Source organism: Cupriavidus taiwanensis (assembly GCF_900250115.1).
In the GTDB taxonomy this organism is placed as follows: domain Bacteria; phylum Pseudomonadota; class Gammaproteobacteria; order Burkholderiales; family Burkholderiaceae; genus Cupriavidus; species Cupriavidus taiwanensis_B.
The window spans coordinates 1,687,594-1,707,558 of record NZ_LT984803.1 but is presented as its reverse complement, the minus strand read 5'-3'; the positions used below and the strand labels follow the sequence as shown (position 1 = coordinate 1,707,558).

Here is a 19,965-nt window from a genome sequence, read left to right as displayed (position 1 = left end):
AAGGGGTGTGCCAGGCCCTGCGAAAGCCACCGGAAAACCCCGAATCCCTTGCCAGTACTGGTCTGGCGGGCAGGGCGGGCAGCCTCATGGGAACCCCCGTGGCGGAATTTCGGCACATTTGAAATCCAGCTCCCGTCCTTTGGATTTCAAAGTTGAAATCCGGGGCCGCCTGACGGACAATGTGACAGCACTGTACGCCTGTTCCGCACGCCTTTCATCCCACTTTCCTTCCGCACCGCATCATGGCTCCCCCCGTCTCCACGCAAGGCCGTCCGCGCATCTGGGCGATCGGCATCAGCCGCCTCGCGCGCGCCTTCGCCGACCTGATCCCGGCCTATGCCGACCGCGCTGAATTCCGCATCGTCGGCAAGGGTTTCGAGGCCGCCGCCAGCGCAGTGTCGCGCGAGGTGCGCGAGGGCCGGCTCGACGTGGTCGTCGCCGGCGGCTCCAACGGCGCCTACCTGCGCCAGCACGTCGACGTGCCGGTGGTGCTGGTCAAGGTCACGGGCTTCGACGTGATGAGCGCGCTGGCCACCGCGCGGCGGATCTCGCCGCGGGTGGCGCTGGTCACGCACGCGGCGACCTATGCCGAGGTCGATGAATTCGTGCGCGCGTTCTCGCTGTCGGTGCCGGCCTATACCTACCTGACCGAGGACGACGCCGTGGCGCGTGTCAAGGCGCTCAAGCAGGAGGGCATCCAGGTGGTGGTGGGCCCCGGCCTGGTGACAGACCTGGCCGACCGCTATGGCCTGACCGGAGTGTTCCTGTACTCCGGCAACTCGGTGCGGATGGCGCTGGAAGACGCGATCGAGGCCGCGCGGCTGCGCCGCATCGAGGCCACCCGGCGCGACTACGTCAACACCATCCTGGCGCACCTGAACGAGGGCGTGGCGGCGGTCGACGCGCAGGGGCGGATCCAGTCGTTCAACCCGGCGATGGAACGCTTCCTCGGCACCTCGGCCGCCGCCGCGGTGGGGCGCAAGCTGCAGACGCTGGCGCCCAGCCTGGCGCTGGAAGGCGTGATGCAGACCGGCGACAAGGAGCTCGAGGCGATCCACAAGCTGGGCGACAAGATGGTGGTTGTCAACCGCATTCCCATTCTCTCCGAGGCCGGCACCACCGGCGCGGTGCTGACCATCCAGGACGCCAGCGCGATCCAGCGGGTCGACCGCAACCTGCGCTCGCGCAGCCGCGCGCGGCCGGCGGCGGTGCGCTACAGCCTCGACGACCTGGCCGGCACCTCGGCGGCGATGACGGCGCTGCGCGAGCTGGCGCGGCGCTACGCCGTGGTGGACTCGACCGTGCTGATCGGCGGCGAGAGCGGCACCGGCAAGGAGGTGCTGGCGCAAGGCATGCACGATGCCAGCCCGCGCCGCGCGTTCCCGTTCGTGGCGGTCAACTGCGCCGCCTTTCCCGAAGCGCTGCTGGAAAGCGAGCTGTTCGGCTATGAAGAGGGCGCCTTTACCGGCGCGCGCCGCGGCGGCAAGGCCGGCCTGTTCGAATCGGCCCACAACGGCACGCTGTTTCTCGACGAGGTCGGCGACATGCCGCCCGCGCTGCAGACGCGCCTGCTGCGCGTGCTGCAGGAAAAGCAGGTGCTGCCGATCGGCGGGCTCGACGCGGTGCCGGTGAACGTGCGCGTGATCGCCGCCACCCATCGCGACCTGGCCGCGATGGTGCGCGACGGCAGCTTCCGCCAGGACCTGTATTACCGCCTCAACATCCTGCGCATTGCCATGCCGCCGCTGCGCGAGCGCGCCGAAGACCTGCCGGAGCTTGCCGAGCTGCTGTACCGCCGCGCGCAGGACCGGCTCGGGCTGGAACGCCCGCAGCGACTGCCGGCGGCGGCGCGCGCGCGGCTGGCGCGCTACCGCTGGCCCGGCAATATCCGCGAGCTGGAAAACGTGACCGAGCGCATCGCGGTGCTGGTGGCCGGTCGGCGGCTGGAGGGCGAGGCCCTGCAGCGCGAACTGCAGGCCGCGGCGCCCGAGCTGTTCGGCGAGGCCGCGCTTGCCACCGCGCCCGCGGCCGGAGCGGAAGCCGCACCCGCGGCGCCGGCCGCGCGGGCGCGCCGCTCGCTGGCGCGCGTCAAGCAATCCAGCGAGGTCGACCATATCCGGCGCGTGCTGGAGGAGTGCGGCGGCGACCGCACCGCCGCCTGCCATATCCTCGGCATCAGCCCGACCACGCTGTGGCGGCGGCTCAAGGCGGCCTGACCCGGCCGTTATCCGGCAGGGCTGGACCGGCGGAACGGAATCGGCTGCAGCCCCTTGCCCTGCAGCCACGCTTCATTGAACAGCCGCCCCATATACAGGTCGCCACGGTCGCACAGCAGCGTGACGATGGTGTGGCCCGGCCCCATCTCGCGCGCCAGCGCCACCGCGGCGCCGACGTTGATGCCGGACGATCCGCCCACGAACAGCCCTTCCTCGCGCAGCAGCCGGTAGACCATGTCGACGCAGGTCTGGTCGTCGATGCGCACGGCATCGTCGATCGGCGTGTCCTGCAGGTTGGTGGTGACGCGGCTGGAGCCGATGCCTTCGGTGATCGAGCTGCCTTCGGCCTTGACCTCGCGGTGCTTGACGAAGTGAAACAGGCCGCTGCCGTGCGGGTCGGCCAGCACGATGCGCACGCCGGGCTTGTGTTCCTTCAGGCAGCGCGCGATGCCCGCCAGCGAGCCGCCGGTGCCGGTGGCGCAGGTGAAGGCGTCGATATGGCCGGTGGTGGCGTGCCAGATTTCGGGGCCGGTGGTCTCGTAGTGGGCCTGGCGGTTGGCGAGGTTGTCGAACTGGTTGGCCCAGATCGCGTTGTCGGTTTCGTCGGCCAGCCGGCCGGCGATCTTCTGGTAGTTGTCGGGGTCGGCGTAGGGCCTGGCGGGTACCGCGCGCACCTCGGCGCCGAGCATGCGCAGCCGCTCCATCTTTTCCGGCGATTGGGTGTCGGGAATCACCACGATGCAGCGGTAGCCGCGCGCCGCGCACAGGTGCGCCAGGCCGATGCCGGTATTGCCGGCGGTGCCTTCGATGACCGTGCCGCCCGGCTTCAGCAGCCCGCGCCGCTCGGCGTCGCGGATGATGTAGAGCGCCGCCCGGTCCTTGACCGAGCCGCCGGGATTGAGGAATTCCGCCTTGCCGTAGATGTCGCAGCCGGTTTCCGCGCTCAGGCCGGCCAGCCGGATCAGCGGCGTGTGGCCGATGGTGCCGGCAAATCCATCCCTGATTTCCATGGTGCACTCCTGCCGCGCCCGTGGCGGGCGTCACCTTGAGTGATAGATCGGTGCGGCGGGAATGACAAGCGGGGGCGCGCGGCGGCAGGCGCGCGGGAAGTGACCGGGATAGCGACTTGCGCTCAGGCCGCGTTGAGCCAGCGGAAGCTGAAATCGCCTTCGACGAAGTCGGCGCGCGCGGCGTGGAAATCGCGCATGTAAGGCCGGTTCAGGTGCGATTCGAGCGCGCGCTTGGAGTCCCAGACCATGTAGATGACGAACACCCGCGCATCCTCGGCGTCCTGCCCGACGTGGTAGTCCAGGCAGCCGGGCTCGGTCAGCCCGCGCGAGCGCAGCGCAGCGAGCTGGGAGACCAGCGCGTCGCGGCGGTGCGTCTTGGCACGGGCGATGCCGACTAGCGTGTACGTTCCGGACATGGGTGAACGGGGGCGACTGGCTGGCGTCTGTGAGCACTGGGCCAGCCATTGTAGCGGCGGCCATGGCCGCGCCGGCAATGCCCGACGGCGCCGTCCGGGCATTTTGGGGGCGCTTGACAAGGGTGCGCGGCGCGGTTCCTGCCGCCGTGACCGCTCAAGTTATGCCCGCCGCTGCCGATAGCCGGAACGACAACAAGAAAACCATCATCCGAGGGGTTGGTGCATGCTGAGACGCATTGGGTCGGAGCAATTGCAGGTCGGGATGTTCGTCGCCAGGCTGGGCGGGCCCTGGATCCGCCACCCGTTCTGGCGCGCGCGCTTCCTGGTCGCCAGCGAGGAGCAGGTACGGCAGATCCAGTCGGCGGGCGTGCGCGAAATCTGGATCGATATCCTGAAGGGCCGCAATCTGCCGGCGCCGCAAGAGCAGGCCAGCGCAGCCCCGGCCCGGCCCGCGCCCGGCGCCGATGGGCCGGCTGACGCGGCGCCAGCCACCACGCTCGAGGCCGAGATCCTGCATGCGCGCGAGCTGCTGCAGTCCGGCAAGGCCGTGCTCGGCTCGATGTTTGCCGACGTGCGCATGGGGCGGGCGCTGGAGGTCAGCGGCGCGCTGCTGCTGGTCGACGCGGCCTCGCGCTCGCTGTCGCGCCATGGCCAGGCGCTGCTGGCGCTGGCGCGGCTCAAGGCGCGCGGCGACGACAACTACCTGCATGCCTTCGCGGTCTGCGCGCTGATGATCGCGGTCGGCCGCACCCTGGGCCTGCCCGACGACGAGGTGCGCGAGCTGGGACTGGCCGGCCTGGTGCATGACATCGGCAAGCTCGCCGTGCCCAGCGCCGCCAGCCTCCGCGCCGGCGAGCGCTCATCCGAGCAGGAGGAGGCCTACCGCCGCCATCCCTCGGCGGGCTATCGCATCCTCAACGAAGCCCGGCTCTATTCCAATATCCCGCTCGATGTCTGCGTCCACCACCATGAGCGCGTCGACGGGCGCGGCTTTCCCTTCGGCCTGGTCGGGCGCGAACTGAGCGTGCACGCCCGGATCGGCGCGATCTGCGATACCTATGACGCGCTCACCGCCGGCCATCCCGGGCACCAGCCGTGGTCGCCGGCGCGCGCCATGGAATACATGGCGGTGCGCGTCGACACCCTGTTCGACCGGCGCGTGTTCAAGGCCTTCTCGCGCACCGTCGGCATCTACCCGCTCGGCACCGTGCTGCGGCTGCGCTCCAACCGGCTGGCGGTAGTCTGCGCGCAGCATGACGCGGACCCGCTGCGGCCCAAGGTGATGGCGTTCTATTCCGTGTCGCAGTCGCGGCCGGTACCGACCGAGTTGATCGACCTGCGCCATGGCGACGAGACCGTGGTGGCGTTCGAGAACGCGGCGGAGTGGGGCTTTACGGATGAGCAACTGCTGGAGATGTACGCGCCGGCGGCGTGAGCCCGCGCCGCCGTGGCGCGGGGCGGGTGCTGTCCCCCTAGCGCTCATCCCGCCAGCCATCGCCCTTGCCTGAGGCGCTCATGCAGGAAATCCGCGAGCACCCGCACGCGCGCGCTGTGCCGCAGGTCGGGATGGGTCAGCACCCACAGGTCGGTGTCCATGGCCGCATCGGGCGGTGCCAGCCGCACCAGCGCCGGATCGTCCCCGGCCAGCAGGCACAGCAGCATGCCGGCGCCCATGCCGTGCCGGACCGCGTCGGCCATCGCCACCAGGCTGTCGGCGCTGACCGCGCGGCGCGGCTCCGGCACGTGCTCGCGAATCCAGCGCGCCTGGGCCAGGTGCGACAGCGCTTCGTCCGGCACCACCCAGTCATAGGCCGGCCAGTCCGCCAGCGCGGGGCTGTCCGCCGCGGTCGGCAGCCCGAGCTGCCGCAGGTAGCCGCGCGCCGCGTACGGCGCTGTCTGGAGCCGGCCGATGCGACGGCCGACCAGGTACTCCGGCGGCGCGTTGGCCGGGCGGATCGCCACGTCGGCCTCGCGCCGGCTCAGGCTGAGGAAGCTGTTGTTGACGACCAGCTGCAGCTGGATGCGCGGATGCAGCGCGCGAAATTCGGCAAGCAGCGGCATCAGCAGCGCGCCCAGCAGTGTGTCGGTGGTGGTCACGCGCAACGGCCCGCTCAGCTGGCGGTCGAGGCCGGACAGCTGGCGCTGCGCCGCATCGATCTGTTCGCCCACGCCGGCCAGCCGTTGCGCCAGCGCTTCGCCGGCCGGGGTCATGGCGTAGCCGGTGGCATGGCGCTCGAACAGCAGCGTGCCGAGGGTGTCTTCCAGCCGCGCCAGCCGGCGCAGCACCGTCGAGTGGTTGACGTGCAGGACGCGCGCGGCGCCGGCCAGCGAGCCGGACTGGCCCACGGCAAGGAAGTACTTCAGGTCGTCCCAGTCTGCTTCCTGCATGTTTGCATAATCCTCTTGCGAAATTTGCCAGTATTCGTGCGGATCCGCACAGCCTACAGTGGCGGAGCCAGGCCGGCAAGGGGTGCCGGATGGCAGACGCGGAGGAAAACATGGCAATGGCGTGGACGCTGCTGGTGCTGGCAGGACTGATCGAGATCGTGATGGCGCTGGCGCTCAAGCATACCGATGGCTGGACCCGCGTCGGCCCGACCGCGCTGGGCATCGGCGCGGCGCTGGCCAGCATCTACCTGCTCAGCGCGGCCCTGCGGGACCTGCCGGTGGGGACGGCCTATGCGATCTGGACCGGGATCGGCGCGATCGGCGTGACGCTGGCCGGCATCGTGTTCCTGGGCGAGAGCGCGTCGCCGCTGCGGCTGGTGCTGATCGGGCTGATCTTCGTCGGCATCGGCGGATTGAAGCTGCTGCCGGCCTAGCCCGCATCCGCACGGCACGCGGGGGTGGCGGGCGCGTTCGGTACACTATCTGGCCCAGTCCAAGGCCAGAGTCGCCCCGCCATGAATTTCGATGCCCTGCTGGAGCTCTTCCAGCAACGTATTCCCGCCCATCCGTGGGCGCAGATCGCGCTGTACCTGGTGGCGCTGGTGCTGATCGCCGCGCTGGCGCAATGGCTGTTCGGCCATGTCATGTCGCGCCTCGCCCACCGGTTGCTGAAGGTGTGGGGCAAGACCCCGTGGAGCACGGCGCTGACGCGCCATCGCGCCTACCGGCGCTTCGGCTACGCGGTGGGCTTTGCCGTGATCACCGTCGGCATTGGCGAAGTGCCGCACATGGGCCGCTATGCGCTGGCGGTAGAGCGCCTCGCGCATGCCGGCCTGTGGGTGTGCTTCTTCCTGATGCTGGGCGGGGTGCTGGGCGCCTGGCAGGACGTGTACGCCAGCAGCCGCCGGGCGCAGACGCGCTCGATCAAGGGCTATATCCAGGTGGGCCGGCTCGGGCTGGGGCTGGTGTGCGCGGTGCTGGTGCTGTCGATCCTGATCAACCGCTCGCCGCTGTGGATGCTGTCCGGCCTGGGGGCGCTGTCGGCGGTGCTGCTGCTGGTGTTCAAGGACACGCTGCTGTCGCTGGTGGCGAGCACGCAGCTGACCTCCAACGACATGCTGCGCATCGGCGACTGGATCGAGATGCCCCAGTGCAACGCCGACGGCTACGTCAAGGACATCGCGCTGCATACGGTCAAGGTGCAGAACTGGGACAACACCGTGACCACGGTCCCGACCTACAAGCTGTTCTCGGAGAGCTATCGCAACTACCGCCAGATGTTCGAGTCCGGCGCGCGCCGGATCAAGCGCACCCTGCGGCTCGACGCGGGCAGCGTGCGCTTCCTGGAAGACCGCGAGGTCCACGCGCTGATGCGCTTCCGCCTGCTGCACGACTACCTGGAAGAAAAGCAGCGCGAGGTCGACGAGGCCAACCGGCTGCTGATCGCCGCCGGCAACGACCCGGTCAACCGGCGCCGGCTGACCAATATCGGCACCTTCCGCGCCTATGGCATCGCCTACCTGAAGGCGCACCCCGAGATCCACCACGACCTGCTGCTGAACGTGCGCATGATGGAGCCGGACTCGCAGGGGATCCCGGTCGAGATCTACTGCTTCACCGCGCTCACTGCCTGGATGGACTACGAGCGCATCCAGGGCGATGTGTTCGACCACCTGCTGGCGATCCTGCCGGAACTGGGGCTGCGGCTGTACCAGGCGCCGTCGGGCGCCGACCTGAACGGCGTGCGCATTGCGCCGGTGCTGGCCGCCGCGCAGGTGGCAGCGGCGCAGGCGCTCCAGCATGCCCCGGCCAACGGGGCCGCCGCGGGCAGCCACCCGATGTAGCGGCGATGCGGGGGAACGCGGCTCAGCCGACCGCGCGCGGGCGCACGCGGCTGGCGGCCTCCTTGGCGCGCGTGCGCGCGGTGTCGACATCGTCGGCATAGGCCAGCGCCACGCCCATGCGGCGGCGGGCGAAGCTTTCCGGCTTGCCGAACAGCCGCACCTCGGTCTGCGGCACGCGCAAGGCCTGGTCGACGCCGTCAAAGACCACGCCACGGGCCTCCACGCCGCCGTAGATCACGGCGCTGGCGCCGGGGCTGCGCAGCGCGGTGTCGACCGGCAAACCTAGGATGGCGCGCGCATGCAGCTCGAACTCGTTCTGCCATTGCGTGGCCATGGTGACCATGCCGGTATCGTGCGGGCGCGGACTGACCTCGCTGAACCAGACCTGCTCGCCCTTGACGAACAGCTCGACGCCGAACAGGCCCAGGCCGCCGAGGTCGGCGGTGACCGCCTGCGCGATGCGCTGGGCGCTGCCGAGCGCGGCCGGATGCATCGGTTGCGGCTGCCAGCTTTCAACATAATCGCCGCTGACCTGCACGTGTCCGATCGGCGCGCAGAACTGCGTCTCCACCTGGCCGCTGGCGCCCACCGCGCGCACCGTCAGCAGCGTGATCTCGTAGTCGAAATCGATAAAGCCCTCGACGATCACGCGGCCGTGGCTGACGCGGCCGCCGGCCATGGCGTAGTCCCACGCCGCCTTGACGCCCGCGGGCCCGTCGATCTTGCTCTGGCCCTTGCCCGAGCTGCTCATTACCGGCTTGACCACGCACGGGTAGCCGATGCCGCCATCGATCGCGGCCTGCAGTTCCTCGAGCGAATCGCAGAACTTGTAAGGGCTGGTCGGCAGGCCGAGCGACTCGGCGGCGAGCCGCCGGATGCCCTCGCGGTCCATGGTCAGGCGCGCGGCGCGGGCGGTCGGGATCACGCGCACGGTGCCGGCGGCTTCCAGCGTTTCGAGCATCGGCGTGGCGATGGCCTCGATCTCGGGCACCACCAGGTGCGGTTTTTCGGCTTCGATCAGCGCCTTGAGCTGGTCGGGATCGCTCATCGCGATGGTGCGCGCATGATGCGCGACCTGGTGGCCGGGCGCGTTGTCATAGCGGTCGACGGCGATGGTCTCCACGCCCAGGCGCTGCAGCGCGATCAGCACCTCCTTGCCGAGCTCGCCGGAGCCGAGCAGCATCACTTTGGTGGCGGAGGGGGAGAGGGGCGTTCCGAGGGTGGTCATGGCGGCAGCGCTGCAAGGCGAAAGGAAAACCGGAATTGTACTGCTGGCGTCCGCCCTGGCGCCGCCGCGCCTAGTCTTCGGCGTCGCGCGCGCCGCCGGGGCGCCGCGCCGCCTGGTCCTGGCGGTCTGCGGCCTCGGCCTCGGCCGGGCTCGACGCGACGCCGTACATGCCGTGGCGCGGCGTGCCCGGGGGCAGGTTGCCGAGATCGGTGGGCTGGTAGGGATGCGGGCCTGGCGGCGGCTGCGAGGTGTCGCTGGACGGGTGGGCCCGGCCGCTCAGCTTCTCGTCGCGGGTCACGCCGTGGCCGCCGTAGTGGTAGTCGGTCAGCGAGCCCTCATGCGCGGGCGCCGACGGGGCCGGCGCTCCGGAGATATCGGTCACGCGTACCGGAATCGAAGGATAGACCTGCTGGGCGCCGGCGATCGCCATCTCGGGCGAGTCGAACTCGCCGTCGAGCCGCTCCGGCGCGCCCTTGCCGGTGCGCATTTCCAGATGCCAGCGGCCATCCTCCGGGCCGCACACCAGGATTTCCTGTTCGGTCGAGGTCATGGGGGCCCTCCTTGGGTCTGGGCGTTGCGTCTCTGCGCAGACAGGCATGAACCGTTCCAGCAGCGTCCGCCGCGCGGTGCCGGGCCGTGCGGGCGCCGCGTGACGGCAGATTTACAATGCGCGCCCGTTCTTACCGCCGCCGCGCTCAGGACGTCGCCATCAACGGCGGCCGCGTCCGCGTCACCACCGCGAAAGCGATCTGCGCGAGCCCCGCCGCCAGCCCGAGCGCCACGCCGGCCTGCCAGGCCACGGTATAGGAGCCGAGCGCGTCATAGACCAGCCCGCCACCGAAGGCGCCGACAAAGCTGCCGATCTGGTGGCTGAAGAAGGCCACGCCGCCCAGCATTGCCTGCCAGCGCAGGCCGAAGGTCTCGGCGATCCAGCCTGACACCAGCGGCGCCACCCCGAGCCACAGGAAGCCCATCACCGCGGCGAACACCAGCGTGCTCTGCGGCGTCGGTGCCGACGAGAAGTACCACGTCAGCGCCAGCGAGCGCAGCGTATAGATGCCGCCCAGCAGCATCAGCTTGTTGAAGCGGCCGCCGGCCCAGCCGAAGAAGATGCTGCCCAGCACGTTGAAGCCGCCGATCACGGCCAGGGCCTCGGCGCTGAGCATCGGGTCCATGCCGCACACATCGAGATACGACGGCAGGTGCGTGGTCAGGAACACCAGCTGCATGCCGCAGACAAAGTACGCCAGCGCCATCACCACGAACGGCGCGTGGCGCAGCGCGGTGCCCAGCGCCTGGCGCGCGTTGTCCTGGCCGATGCCCGCCGGCGTCGCCAGCGGCAGCCGGTCGACGCGCCCGGCCGACCATGCCGCCGGCAGCATCACCAGCGCCAGCAGCACGAAGGCCGCCAGCCCGGTGCGCCAGCCGTAGGCCTGCGTCACCATCTGCCCGATCGGCGCCGCCAGCAGCGCACCCAGCGAGCCGGCGCCCGAGACCAGCCCCAGCACCGTGCTGCGCAGCGCCGCCGGCACCGGACGCGCCGCCACCGCCATCGCCAGCGCGCTGCCGGTGCAGGCCATCGATGCGCCGATGGCCACGCCCGCGCCCAGCGTGACGCCGACCATGCTGTGCGCGGTCGCCAGCAGCACCAGCCCGATCACGTACAGCAGCGAGCCCGCCATCATCAGCGGGCGGAAGCCGATGCGCGTGGCCCAGGCGCCGGCGAGCGGCTGCAGCAGGCCCCAGGCCAGGTTCTGCACGGCGATGGCGACGGTGAAATCCGACACCGAGATGCCGATATCGCGCGTCAGCGGCGGCATGAAGATGCCCAGGCTCTGGCGCAAGCCCATGGCCAGGCTCAGCATCACCGAAGCACCGAGCAGGATCGGCAGCGCCGGGCGCAGGCCCTCGAAGCGGGACGGGGATGAAGACGGGGAAGGTGCGTGGGAGAGGGGCACGGTAGGTCTGGTCGCGGCGGTTATCGTTATCGTTGTGAGCCCCGGGCGCCTTCCATGTCCGCAATGTCTGGGATTTAAGCGGGCACTGAATATACCGCGGGGTAAGGCGAGGGTATGCCGCGGCGCCCGGCCGTGTCAATTTGGCTTTGGGCCGGGCCGCCTTCCGGTTTGGCAAAGGCGGCCCGGCAAGGCCCGGCAATCAGTCCAGGCTGACCTTTGACGCGCGGATGGTCTCGCCCCAGCGCTGGATCTCGCCGCGGACCAGCGCGGCGAACTGCGGCTGCGGCTCGCCGCCTGGGGTGCCGCCCATGCCGCGGAAGCGGGCCGCCACCTCGGGATCGCGCATGGCCTTGCCCAGCGCCTCCTGCAGCGCCGCGGCGACCGCCGGCGGGGTCCTGGCCGGGGCGAAGAAGCCCAGCCAGCCCATCACGACAAAGTCCTTCACGCCGGCTTGCGCCATGGTGGGCACGTCGGGCAGCGCGGGCAGGCGCTCGGCGCTGGTCACCGCCAGCGCGCGCAGCTTGCCGGCACGGATCTGCGGCAGCGCCTGGGTCAGGTTGTCGAACATGAAGGTGGTTTCGCCCGAGAGCACGGACGTGGTGGCCGGGGTCGATCCCTTGTACGGCACGTGGATGACTTCGGTGCCGGTGCGCAGGCGGAACAGTTCCGCGGTCAGGTGCGTGGTCTGGCCGATGCCGGCCGAGGCATAGGAATACTTGCCCGGAGACTGCTTGAGCTGCGCCACCAGCTCGGCCACGCTGCGCACCGGCGCCTGCGCGCCGACCACCAGCACGTTGGCGAACGAAATCAGGTCGGTCAGCGGCAGGAAATCCTGCGGCTGGTAGGACAGCTGCTTGTAGGCGCTGTAGTTGATCGCATGCGAGCCGGTATTGCCGACCAGCAGCGTGTAGCCATCCGGCGCCGCGCGCGTGAAGGCCTGCGTGCCGATGATGCCGCCGCTGCCGGGCTTGTTGTCGACCACCACCGGCTGGCCCAGGATGGCCGACAGCTTCTGCGCCACCAGCCGCGTCGGGATATCGGTGGTGCCGCCGGGTGCGCCCGGCACGATGATGGTAATGGGCCGCTCGGGCCAGGCCGCGGCGTGGGCGGCGGCAGGGGCCATGCCGGGCAGCGCCGCGGCGGCGGCCAGCAGCAGTGCCGCGCTGGCAGGGGACAGCGATACGGGCAGCTTGGGTGTCATGGGTCTCCTCCACGAATGTTTATGTGCTGCTTGGCAAGGACAGGACGGCCGGCTTGCGGCCGGCCGTTCTCAGGTCGGGGCGGGAGCTTTCACTTGCCCGTCCACACCGGCTTGCGCTTCTCGGCGAAGGCGGCGGCGCCCTCGCGCGCGTCGGCCGAGGTAAACACCGGGTCGATCAGCGGCTTTTGCTTCACGAACATTTCCTCGCGGGTCCAGTCGCCGGACTGCGCCACCACCTGCTTGCTGGCGGCAATGGCCAGCGGCCCGTTGGCGCCGACCGCGCCGGCCAGCTGCAGCGCGGCGTCGAGCGCGCCGCCGGCATCGGTCAGGCGGTTGACCAGGCCGAGTTCGTAGGCGCGCTCGGCCGGCAGCATGTCGCCGGTCAGCGCGTATTCCATCGCCACGTGGTATGGCACGCGGCGCGGCAGGCGGATCAGGCCGCCGGCGGCGGCGGCGAGGCCGCGCTTGACCTCGGGCAGGCCGAACTTCGCCGCGCGCGAGGCGACCACCAGGTCGCAGGCCAGCACCAGCTCGAATCCACCGGCGAGCGCATAGCCCTCGACCGCGGCGATCAGCACCTTGCGCGGCGGCTGCTCGGTGACGCCGCCAAAGCCGCGGCCGGGAATGCTCGGGCGCTTGCCGGCCAGGAAGCCCTTCAGGTCCATGCCGGAGCAGAAGGTGCCGCCAGCGCCGGTCAGCACCGCCAGGCTCAGGTCGTCGCGCGCGTCGAGCTCATCCAGCGCCGCGGCAATTGCCGTGGCAGTCTCGAAATCCATCGCGTTGCGGGCCTCGGGGCGGTTGATGGTCAGCACCATCACGTTGCCGCGGATTTCCTTCAGCAGGGTATCGCTCATGAGTTGTCTCCTGTCTGGTCCGCCGCTCAGCGCGGGGCCATGCGGATGGCGCCGTCCAGGCGGATGGTCTCGCCGTTGAGCATGGGGTTCTCGAGGATGTGCAGCGCGGTCGAGGCGTATTCATCGGGCGCGCCCAGGCGAGCCGGGTGCGGCACCATGGCGCCGAGCGAGGCGCGCACGTTCTCCGGCAGCTTGGCCAGCAGCGGGGTGTCGAACAGCCCCGGGGCGATGGTGCAGACGCGGATCGCGCGCTGCGCCAGGTCGCGCGCGGCCACCAGCGTCATGCCGACGATGCCGGCCTTGGCCGAGGCATAGGGAATCTGGCCGATCTGGCCTTCGTAGGCAGCCACCGACGCGGTCAGCACGCAGGCACCGCGTTCGCCGTCGACCAGCTCGTTCTTCGCCATGCGCGCGGCGCCCAGGCGCAGCGCGTTGAAGGTGCCGATCAGGTTGATGCGCACGATCGACTCATACTTTTCCAGCGAGCCTGGCGAGCCGTCTTTCTCGACCACGCGCACCGGGCCGCCCAGGCCGGCGCAATGGATCAGCGCGCGCAGCGGGGCGATGGCCTCGGCGGCGTCGTAGACCGCGTTCATCTGCTCGGTGTCGGTGACGTCGGCCTTGACGAAGCGGACCTTGCCGCCGAACTCGTCGACCACGGCGTTGCCGCGCTCTTCCGACAGGTCGGCGATGACCACGTCGACGCCGCGTTCCACCAGGCGCCGCACGCAGGCCAGGCCCAGGCCGGAAGCGCCGCCGGTGACGACGGCGGACATATTGGTCAGTTTCATGGTGTGTCTCCTTGATGGGGTCGGGATGGGGCAGCGCCGCTTACAGGCGCTCGATGATGGTGGCATTGGCCATGCCGCCGGCTTCGCACATCGACTGCAGGCCATAGCGCTGGCCGCGGTCTTCCAGCGCATGCAGCATGGTGGTCATCAGCCGCACGCCCGAGGCGCCCAGCGGATGGCCCAGCGCGATCGCGCCGCCGCGCGGGTTCAGCCGCGCCGGGTCGGCGCCGAGCGCGCGCTGCCACGCCAGCGGCACGCAGGCAAAGGCTTCGTTGATTTCGTAATGGTCGATCTGGTCCAGCGTCAGGCCGCTCTTTTTGATCGCGCGCTGGCTGGCGGGAATGGGCGCGGTCAGCATCGCGATCGGATCGTCGCCGCAGACGTCGAACGCGACGAAGCGCGCGCGCGGCTTCAAACCCAGACGCTGCGCCATCGCTTCGCTCATCAGCAGCATTGCGGCGGCGCCATCGCTGATCTGCGAGGCATTGCCAGCGGTCACGTTCCAGCCGATCTGCGGAAAACGCGCGCTCAGCTCGTCGTTGCGGAACGACGCCTGCAGCGTGCCCAGCTTCTCCACCGAGGTGCCGGGGCGGATGGTCTCGTCGTGCTCGACCACGCCGTTGGGCGTGCCGATGCCGACGATCTCGCGGCGGAACGCGCCGCTTTCGCGCGCGGCGGCGGCCAGTTCGTGCGAGCGCGCCGAGTAGGTGTCCATCTGCTCGCGCGACAGCTCGTACCTGGCGGCGACCAGCTCGGCCGCGACCCCTTGCGATACCAGGCCCGGCGCGTAGCGCGCTTCCATCGACGGGCCATAGGGGTTCTGGCCGATGCGCGCCGAGCCCATCGGCACCCGGCTCATCGACTCGATGCCGCAGGCGATGACGATGTCATAGGCGCCGGCCATGATGCCCTGCGCGGCAAAGTGCACCGCCTGCTGGCTGGAGCCGCACTTGCGGTCGATGGTGGTGGCCGGCACGTGCTCGGGGAACCCCGCCGCCAGCCACGCCACCCGGCCGGGGCCGGCGGATTGCTCCCCGGCCTGCGTCACGCAGCCGGTGATGACGTCGTCGACCAGTCCCGGGTCCAGCCGGTTGCGCTCCACCAGCGCCTTGAGCACCTGCGCCAGCAGTTCGGTGGCATGGAGTTCGGTAAAGGCCGAGCCCGGCTTGGCGCGGCCCATCGGGCTGCGGATGGCGTCGACGATGACGGCTTGTTGCATGCGGAGTCTCCTGAGAATGCTGAGCGTTGCGATTCGTGGCTGGGATAGTGAGACGTCTGTATCGAAAAGTGCTCGTCCGATACGATGAATTCGGATTCTGGCGTCGGAAAATCGCTATGTAAACGCAAAAAACCAGGTTTGACTTTCGAAAACACGAAGGGCAACATCCGTGTTTTGAGACACGTGTATCAAAAAACCTTCAGATTCAGGCCCTGCGATGACTAATGCTCCACATGCCGCCGTAGCTCAGCCGTCCGCCGATGCCGACGGCGAGGCACGTCTTGTCAGCGCGCTGGCGCGCGGCGTCTCGATCCTCAACTGCTTCTCGCCGACGGTGCAGGAACTGAGCAGCCGGGAACTCATGGAGCGCACCGGCCTGGCTAAGCCGACCCTGTTCAGGCTGCTCGACACGCTCTGCGGGCTGGGCCTGCTGCATTACTCGGAGCGCCTGTCGCGCTATGTGCCCGGCGTCGGCCTGATCAACCTGGCGGCGCCGGCGCTGGCGCGCATGACCATCCGCCAGCTGGCGCGGCCGGCGATGCAGGAACTGGCCGACCATATCGCCGGACAGGTCGAGCTGATCGTCGGCAGCGGCCATGCGCTGACCTATGTCGAGATCGCGCAGGGCGTCGGCAGCCATGTGTTCCGGCCCGAAGTCGGCACGCGCGTGTCGGTCGCGCGCACCGGCTCGGGCCGCGCCTACCTGCTGCGGCTGGACCAGGCCGAGCGCGACGCTTACCTGGCGCAGCTGCGCGCCGCCGACCCGCCGCGCGCCGACTGGCTGCAGGCGCGCCTGGACGATGCCGCTCGCGACCTGCAGGAACATGGCTTCTGCCGCGGCCATCGCGACCTGCACCGCGAGGTGGAATCGCTGGCCGTGCCGCTGCGCACGCGCCGCGACGGCGAGGCGTGGATCTTCGCCGCGTCGGTGCCGGTATTCAGCCAGCAGAGCAGGCAGCTGGAACAGGACATCGGCCCCCGCCTGGTCAGCCTGGTGCGCAATGTCGAAGGTGCACTGGGCGTGGCGGGATAGGGCCACGCCGGCGAGATTCCGGCGGCCGCTTCAGTTGCCGGTAAAGACCGGCGTGCGCTTGTCCAGGAAGGCCTGCACCGCTTCGCGGTGGTCGGCGGTCTGGTGCGACAGCGCCTGGAAGCCGGCCGACAGTTCCAGCAGCGTATCCAGCCGGGTATGCATCGCTTCGCGCATCAGGCGCTTGGCCAGCCGCACCGCGTGCGGCGGATTGGCGGCGATGCGGCCGGCCAGTTCATAGGCGGTGGGCAGCAGCGCCTCGGGCGCGACCACGCGCGACACCAGGTTCCATTCGAGCGCCAGCCTGGCGTCGATGGGCTGGCCGGTGAAGGTCATCTCCGCCGCCCGCGACAGGCCGATCACGCGCGGCAGCAGCCACGCGCCGCCGTCGCCGGGAATGATGCCGAGCTTGACGAAGGACTCGGCGAACTGCGCGCGTTCCGAGGCAATGCGGATATCGCACATGCAGGCCAGGTCCAGCCCCGCGCCCATGGCCGCGCCATTGACCGCCGCGATCACCGGCACCTCCAGGTTGAACAGCGCCAGCGGCAGCCGCTGGATGCCGCAGCGGTAGTCCTGGCGGATCTCCATGCCCGGCACCGTGCCAGAGGCCTGGCGCTCCATGTCCTTGATATTGCCGCCCGACGAGAACGCCGTGCCGGCACCGGTGATCACCACCGCGCGCACGCTGCGGTCGGCGTGGATGCGGTCGATCGCCGCCAGGAACTCCGCCACCGCGGTGTTGCCGGTAAGCGGGTTGCGCCGCTCGGGCTCGTTCATGGTCAGGGTGACGATGTGGTCCTGCTGTTGGTAGAGAAGGAACTGGCTCATGTCGGGGGCTCCGGGTAGGGATGTGGGGGTCTGTCCTGGCGCCAAGGCTAAGCGACCCTGGCCGGCTGCGTCCAATATTCATTTCTTGCAGCGCGATATCCACTGGATATTGATCGCGTGGGCCGGCCGCGCCTCCGTTCGAGGTGTCGAGGGCCGCCGCGGCCAGGACCTGCCCAGCATGTGCCGCTGAAACCGATGGACGACTCGGCGACTTGTTGACGTCGTGCGGGTCAGCTTGCCGGTGAAATCCGGCATGCCGCAGCACGGGGGAAGGGGCGGCCCGGTTCAGTCCTCGGCCTGGAAGCCGCTTGCCTCGACCATCGGCTTCCACGCGGCGCGCTCCAGCTGGATACGGCGGCGCGCTTCCTGTCCCGGGCGTGCCGCCACTTCCAGCCCCAGCGCTTCCAGCTTCGCCGCGGTGGCGGGATTGGCGGATGCCGCCAGGAACATCTTTTCGACCTGCGCCACCACGTCCGGCTGGGTGCCGGCGGGCAGGAACACGCCGTACCAGCTGGTGGCGTACTCATACTGGCTGAAGCCCTGTTCCTTCATGGTGGGCACCTCGGGCAGCGCCTTGGCGCGGCGCGTGCCGCTGACGCCGAGGAAGCGCAGCTTGCCGCCCTTGTACAGCGGCATCATGCTGGCCACCGCGTCCCAGCCGATCGAGACATTGCCGCTGACCACATCCACCAGCATCGGCGCCGCGCCACGGTACGCCGCCGGCGTGATCGCGATCCCTTCGGCCTTGCCCAGCGCCACCGTGCCCAGGTGGCCGGCGCTGCCGATGGTGGCCAGGCCCAGGCTGGCGCCGCCCGGGTTGCGCCTGGCCCAGCCGACGTATTCCTTCATGTTCTGGTAGGGCTGCTGAACGCCCGTGGCGACCACGGTCGGCACATCGGTCAGCACCGCAGCGGGCACCAGGTCCTTGTCGGCGTCGTACGAGAGCTTCTTGTACGTCAGCGGAAAGATGGTGAACAGCGGCGAAGGGCCAATGAACACGGTCTTGCCATCCGGCCTGGAGCGCTTCACGTAGTCGAGCGCGAGCCGTGCGGAGGCGCCGGGGCGGTTCTCGACCACCACCGTGCCATGGCCATCCTGGCGCAGCTGCTCGGCATACAGCCGGGCCAGGCTGTCGGCGGCGCCGCCGGGGGCATAGCCGACAATGATATGCATCGGCTCGGCGTCAGCCGCGCTGGCTGGCGCGGTGAGGACGAGGGCGGAGGCGGCGGCAGCGGCCAGCAGGCGGCGCCTCGATCGGAAGGATTGGGTCATGGCAGTCGGCAGGTCATGGGGCAAGTCGATCAGGGTGGCCAGGGCAGGGCAGGCCACCGGCCGGTGAAGTCGTGCACGGATTCGAACAGCGCGGCGGCGCGCAGCAGCGCGGCATCGCCGCGGATCCGTCCCACCAGCTGCAGGCCGAGCGGCAGGCCGTCCTGGCCAAAACCGCACGGCAGGCTGATGGCGGGATGGCCAGTCAGGTTGAACGGCATGGTCCACGGGAACCAGCTTGCGCGCACATCGGGGCAGGCCTGCCCGTCGATGTCGATCTGGCCGAACAGGTCCTGCTCCAGCGGCAGCGCGGTGCGCGTGAGCGTGGGCATGGCGAGCCAGTCGGCGTCGGCCAGCAACGCTTGCACGCGCAGGAACAGCTGCGAGCGCGCGAACATGGCCTGCTGGTATTCCACCGCGGTAAAGGCGGCGGCGGATTCGACCTGGCGCACGAAGGTCGGGCTCAGCGCGTCGCGGTGCTGCGTCACGATCGGCGCAAAGCGCGTGCGCCACACCGTATGGTTGATGGTGCGCCAGACTGGCTCGATGTCGAAACCGTCGCCGCTGAACGGTTCCAGTTCCGCGCCGAGCGCGCGCAACGGGTCCAGGCTGGCTTCGAACGCGCGCGCCACGTCAGCGGCCACCGGTCGCCCCGGCGGCGCCAGGCAATAGCGGATGCGGCGGCCGCGCAGGTCGCCGTGTGCCCGCGCCGCCTCGACATAGTCGGGCACGGGCACGCCGATCGACCACGGATCGCAGGGATGCTCGCCGGCCATGGCCTGCAGCATCAGGCCGGTGTCCGCCACGGTGCGCGTGGTGGGGGTGACGTAGGTCTGGTTGCCGAACAGGTCCTGGGCCTGGCTGTGAGGCACCACGCCCTGGCTCTGCTTGATCCCGACCACGCCATTGCACGCGGCCGGAATGCGGGTGGAGCCGCCGCCGTCAGTGGCCACCGCCAGCGGGGCGATGCCGCTCGCCACCGCCACCGCCGCGCCGCCGCTGGAGCCGCCGCTGGTGCGCCCGGCATGCCAGGCATTGCGGGTGCGCCCGAACAGCGGCGCATCGGTCAGGCACTTGGAGCCGAATTCCGGCGTGGTGGTCTTGCCGATCAGGATCCCGCCCTGCGCGCGCAGCCGCGCCACCGCCACGGCGTCTTCGGCGGGCACATGGTCGCGCATCGGCACCGCGCCAAAGGTGGTGCGCACGCCGCGCGTGTTGACGATGTCCTTCACCGTGAACGGGATCCCGTGCAGCGCGCCCAGCGGCGCGCCCGCCATCACCTGCGCCTCGGCCGCACGCGCGGCGGCCATGGCCTGGTCCGCGCACAAGGTGATGAAGCAGTTCAGCGAAGGCTGCAGCCGCGCGGCACGGTCCAGCACGGCGGCGGTCAGTTCGACCGGGGATATCTCCTTGCGCCGGATGCGTTGCTGCAGTTCGGCAGCGCTGGCAAGGCAAAGCGCGTCGCTCATGGGTGGGGCTCTCCGGACGGCCGGGGCGTGGCCGTGTCCCGCCATCTTACAACTTGCCGTGCCTGGCACCGGCGCGCGGCATGCCCATCGCGACACGCCTTCAGGTTCCTGGGGCGATACGATTGATTTTTTTGCAAATCGCGCCAATTGACTGGCACCGCCTGCACAATGCCGGCAGAATCCGGACAGTAACGGCCGCGATCGCCTGCCGGGAGAATCCAGAACATGACCAACGCCCCGA

18 protein-coding genes are annotated in these 19,965 nt (G+C 70.1%); 5 read left to right on the top strand and 13 right to left on the bottom strand.

Features of this window, described 5'->3' with window-relative positions; translation table 11 throughout:
- Positions 1 to 242 precede the first annotated feature (242 nt).
- A complete protein-coding gene (prpR, locus tag CBM2586_RS08120) occupies positions 243 to 2,216 on the top strand; it encodes a propionate catabolism operon regulatory protein PrpR (protein WP_115662087.1) in 1,974 nt (657 codons plus the stop codon).
- A gap of 8 nt (positions 2,217 to 2,224) precedes the next feature.
- Here the strand turns inward: prpR and CBM2586_RS08115 are convergent, their stop codons facing one another.
- Both CBM2586_RS08115 and CBM2586_RS08110 read right to left on the bottom strand, forming a co-directional pair.
- Positions 2,225 to 3,226 carry a cysteine synthase A gene (locus CBM2586_RS08115; RefSeq protein WP_115662088.1) on the bottom strand — a complete coding sequence of 334 codons (1,002 nt, stop codon included), beginning with the start codon at positions 3,224 to 3,226 and terminating at the stop codon, positions 2,225 to 2,227.
- A 122-nt stretch (positions 3,227 to 3,348) separates the two neighbouring features.
- Positions 3,349 to 3,642 carry a putative quinol monooxygenase gene (locus tag CBM2586_RS08110; protein ID WP_062799507.1) on the bottom strand — a complete coding sequence of 98 codons (294 nt, stop codon included), beginning with the start codon at positions 3,640 to 3,642 and terminating at the stop codon, positions 3,349 to 3,351.
- A gap of 223 nt (positions 3,643 to 3,865) precedes the next feature.
- On the opposite strand from CBM2586_RS08110, the gene CBM2586_RS08105 reads away from it, so the two are divergent.
- Positions 3,866 to 5,077, top strand: coding sequence for an HD-GYP domain-containing protein (locus tag CBM2586_RS08105; RefSeq protein WP_115687202.1), 1,212 nt, complete (start codon positions 3,866 to 3,868; stop codon positions 5,075 to 5,077).
- Between the two features lie 44 nt (positions 5,078 to 5,121).
- Here CBM2586_RS08105 and CBM2586_RS08100 read toward each other — a convergent pair whose 3' ends face one another.
- Entirely contained in the window at positions 5,122 to 6,030 is a 909-nt protein-coding gene (locus tag CBM2586_RS08100; protein WP_115662090.1) for a LysR family transcriptional regulator, read from the bottom strand.
- A gap of 116 nt (positions 6,031 to 6,146) precedes the next feature.
- Between CBM2586_RS08100 and CBM2586_RS08095 the strand changes: the two genes are divergently transcribed.
- Both CBM2586_RS08095 and CBM2586_RS08090 read left to right on the top strand, forming a co-directional pair.
- Positions 6,147 to 6,464 carry a DMT family transporter gene (locus tag CBM2586_RS08095; protein ID WP_115662091.1) on the top strand — a complete coding sequence of 106 codons (318 nt, stop codon included), beginning with the start codon at positions 6,147 to 6,149 and terminating at the stop codon, positions 6,462 to 6,464.
- 81 nt (positions 6,465 to 6,545) lie between these two features.
- Positions 6,546 to 7,874 carry a mechanosensitive ion channel family protein gene (locus CBM2586_RS08090; protein ID WP_115662092.1) on the top strand — a complete coding sequence of 443 codons (1,329 nt, stop codon included), beginning with the start codon at positions 6,546 to 6,548 and terminating at the stop codon, positions 7,872 to 7,874.
- A gap of 22 nt (positions 7,875 to 7,896) precedes the next feature.
- Here CBM2586_RS08090 and purT read toward each other — a convergent pair whose 3' ends face one another.
- The 7 genes from purT to CBM2586_RS08055 form a co-directional block, all read right to left on the bottom strand.
- Positions 7,897 to 9,102 carry a formate-dependent phosphoribosylglycinamide formyltransferase gene (purT, locus tag CBM2586_RS08085; RefSeq protein WP_115662093.1) on the bottom strand — a complete coding sequence of 402 codons (1,206 nt, stop codon included), beginning with the start codon at positions 9,100 to 9,102 and terminating at the stop codon, positions 7,897 to 7,899.
- 70 nt (positions 9,103 to 9,172) lie between these two features.
- Positions 9,173 to 9,652, bottom strand: a complete 480-nt coding sequence (locus CBM2586_RS08080) for a hypothetical protein (protein WP_115662094.1) — start codon at positions 9,650 to 9,652, stop codon at positions 9,173 to 9,175.
- A 145-nt stretch (positions 9,653 to 9,797) separates the two neighbouring features.
- On the bottom strand, positions 9,798 to 10,967 hold the full coding sequence (locus CBM2586_RS08075) for an MFS transporter (RefSeq protein WP_172583310.1): 1,170 nt from the start codon (positions 10,965 to 10,967) through the stop codon (positions 9,798 to 9,800).
- Between the two features lie 292 nt (positions 10,968 to 11,259).
- Positions 11,260 to 12,261: a Bug family tripartite tricarboxylate transporter substrate binding protein gene (locus tag CBM2586_RS08070; protein WP_115687200.1), complete on the bottom strand. Its 1,002-nt coding sequence runs from the start codon at positions 12,259 to 12,261 to the stop codon at positions 11,260 to 11,262.
- A gap of 89 nt (positions 12,262 to 12,350) precedes the next feature.
- The gene (locus CBM2586_RS08065; RefSeq protein ID WP_115662097.1) at positions 12,351 to 13,115 is read right to left on the bottom strand and encodes a crotonase/enoyl-CoA hydratase family protein; all 765 of its coding nucleotides are present in this window, start codon (positions 13,113 to 13,115) and stop codon (positions 12,351 to 12,353) included.
- A gap of 26 nt (positions 13,116 to 13,141) precedes the next feature.
- Positions 13,142 to 13,906, bottom strand: a complete 765-nt coding sequence (locus CBM2586_RS08060; protein ID WP_115662098.1) for an SDR family NAD(P)-dependent oxidoreductase — start codon at positions 13,904 to 13,906, stop codon at positions 13,142 to 13,144.
- 40 nt (positions 13,907 to 13,946) lie between these two features.
- Positions 13,947 to 15,125 carry a thiolase family protein gene (locus tag CBM2586_RS08055; RefSeq protein ID WP_115662099.1) on the bottom strand — a complete coding sequence of 393 codons (1,179 nt, stop codon included), beginning with the start codon at positions 15,123 to 15,125 and terminating at the stop codon, positions 13,947 to 13,949.
- Between the two features lie 217 nt (positions 15,126 to 15,342).
- Between CBM2586_RS08055 and CBM2586_RS08050 the strand changes: the two genes are divergently transcribed.
- Positions 15,343 to 16,158 carry an IclR family transcriptional regulator gene (locus tag CBM2586_RS08050; RefSeq protein ID WP_115662100.1) on the top strand — a complete coding sequence of 272 codons (816 nt, stop codon included), beginning with the start codon at positions 15,343 to 15,345 and terminating at the stop codon, positions 16,156 to 16,158.
- Positions 16,159 to 16,188: 30 nt separating this feature from the next.
- Here CBM2586_RS08050 and CBM2586_RS08045 read toward each other — a convergent pair whose 3' ends face one another.
- From CBM2586_RS08045 to CBM2586_RS08035, 3 genes are all read right to left on the bottom strand, one after another.
- A complete protein-coding gene (locus tag CBM2586_RS08045; RefSeq protein WP_115662101.1) occupies positions 16,189 to 16,986 on the bottom strand; it encodes a crotonase/enoyl-CoA hydratase family protein in 798 nt (265 codons plus the stop codon).
- A 285-nt stretch (positions 16,987 to 17,271) separates the two neighbouring features.
- On the bottom strand, positions 17,272 to 18,258 hold the full coding sequence (locus CBM2586_RS08040; RefSeq protein WP_172583259.1) for a Bug family tripartite tricarboxylate transporter substrate binding protein: 987 nt from the start codon (positions 18,256 to 18,258) through the stop codon (positions 17,272 to 17,274).
- Between the two features lie 29 nt (positions 18,259 to 18,287).
- Positions 18,288 to 19,724 (bottom strand): amidase, encoded by a 1,437-nt coding sequence (locus CBM2586_RS08035; RefSeq protein ID WP_115687199.1) that lies wholly within the window; start codon positions 19,722 to 19,724, stop codon positions 18,288 to 18,290.
- Positions 19,725 to 19,965 lie beyond the last annotated feature (241 nt).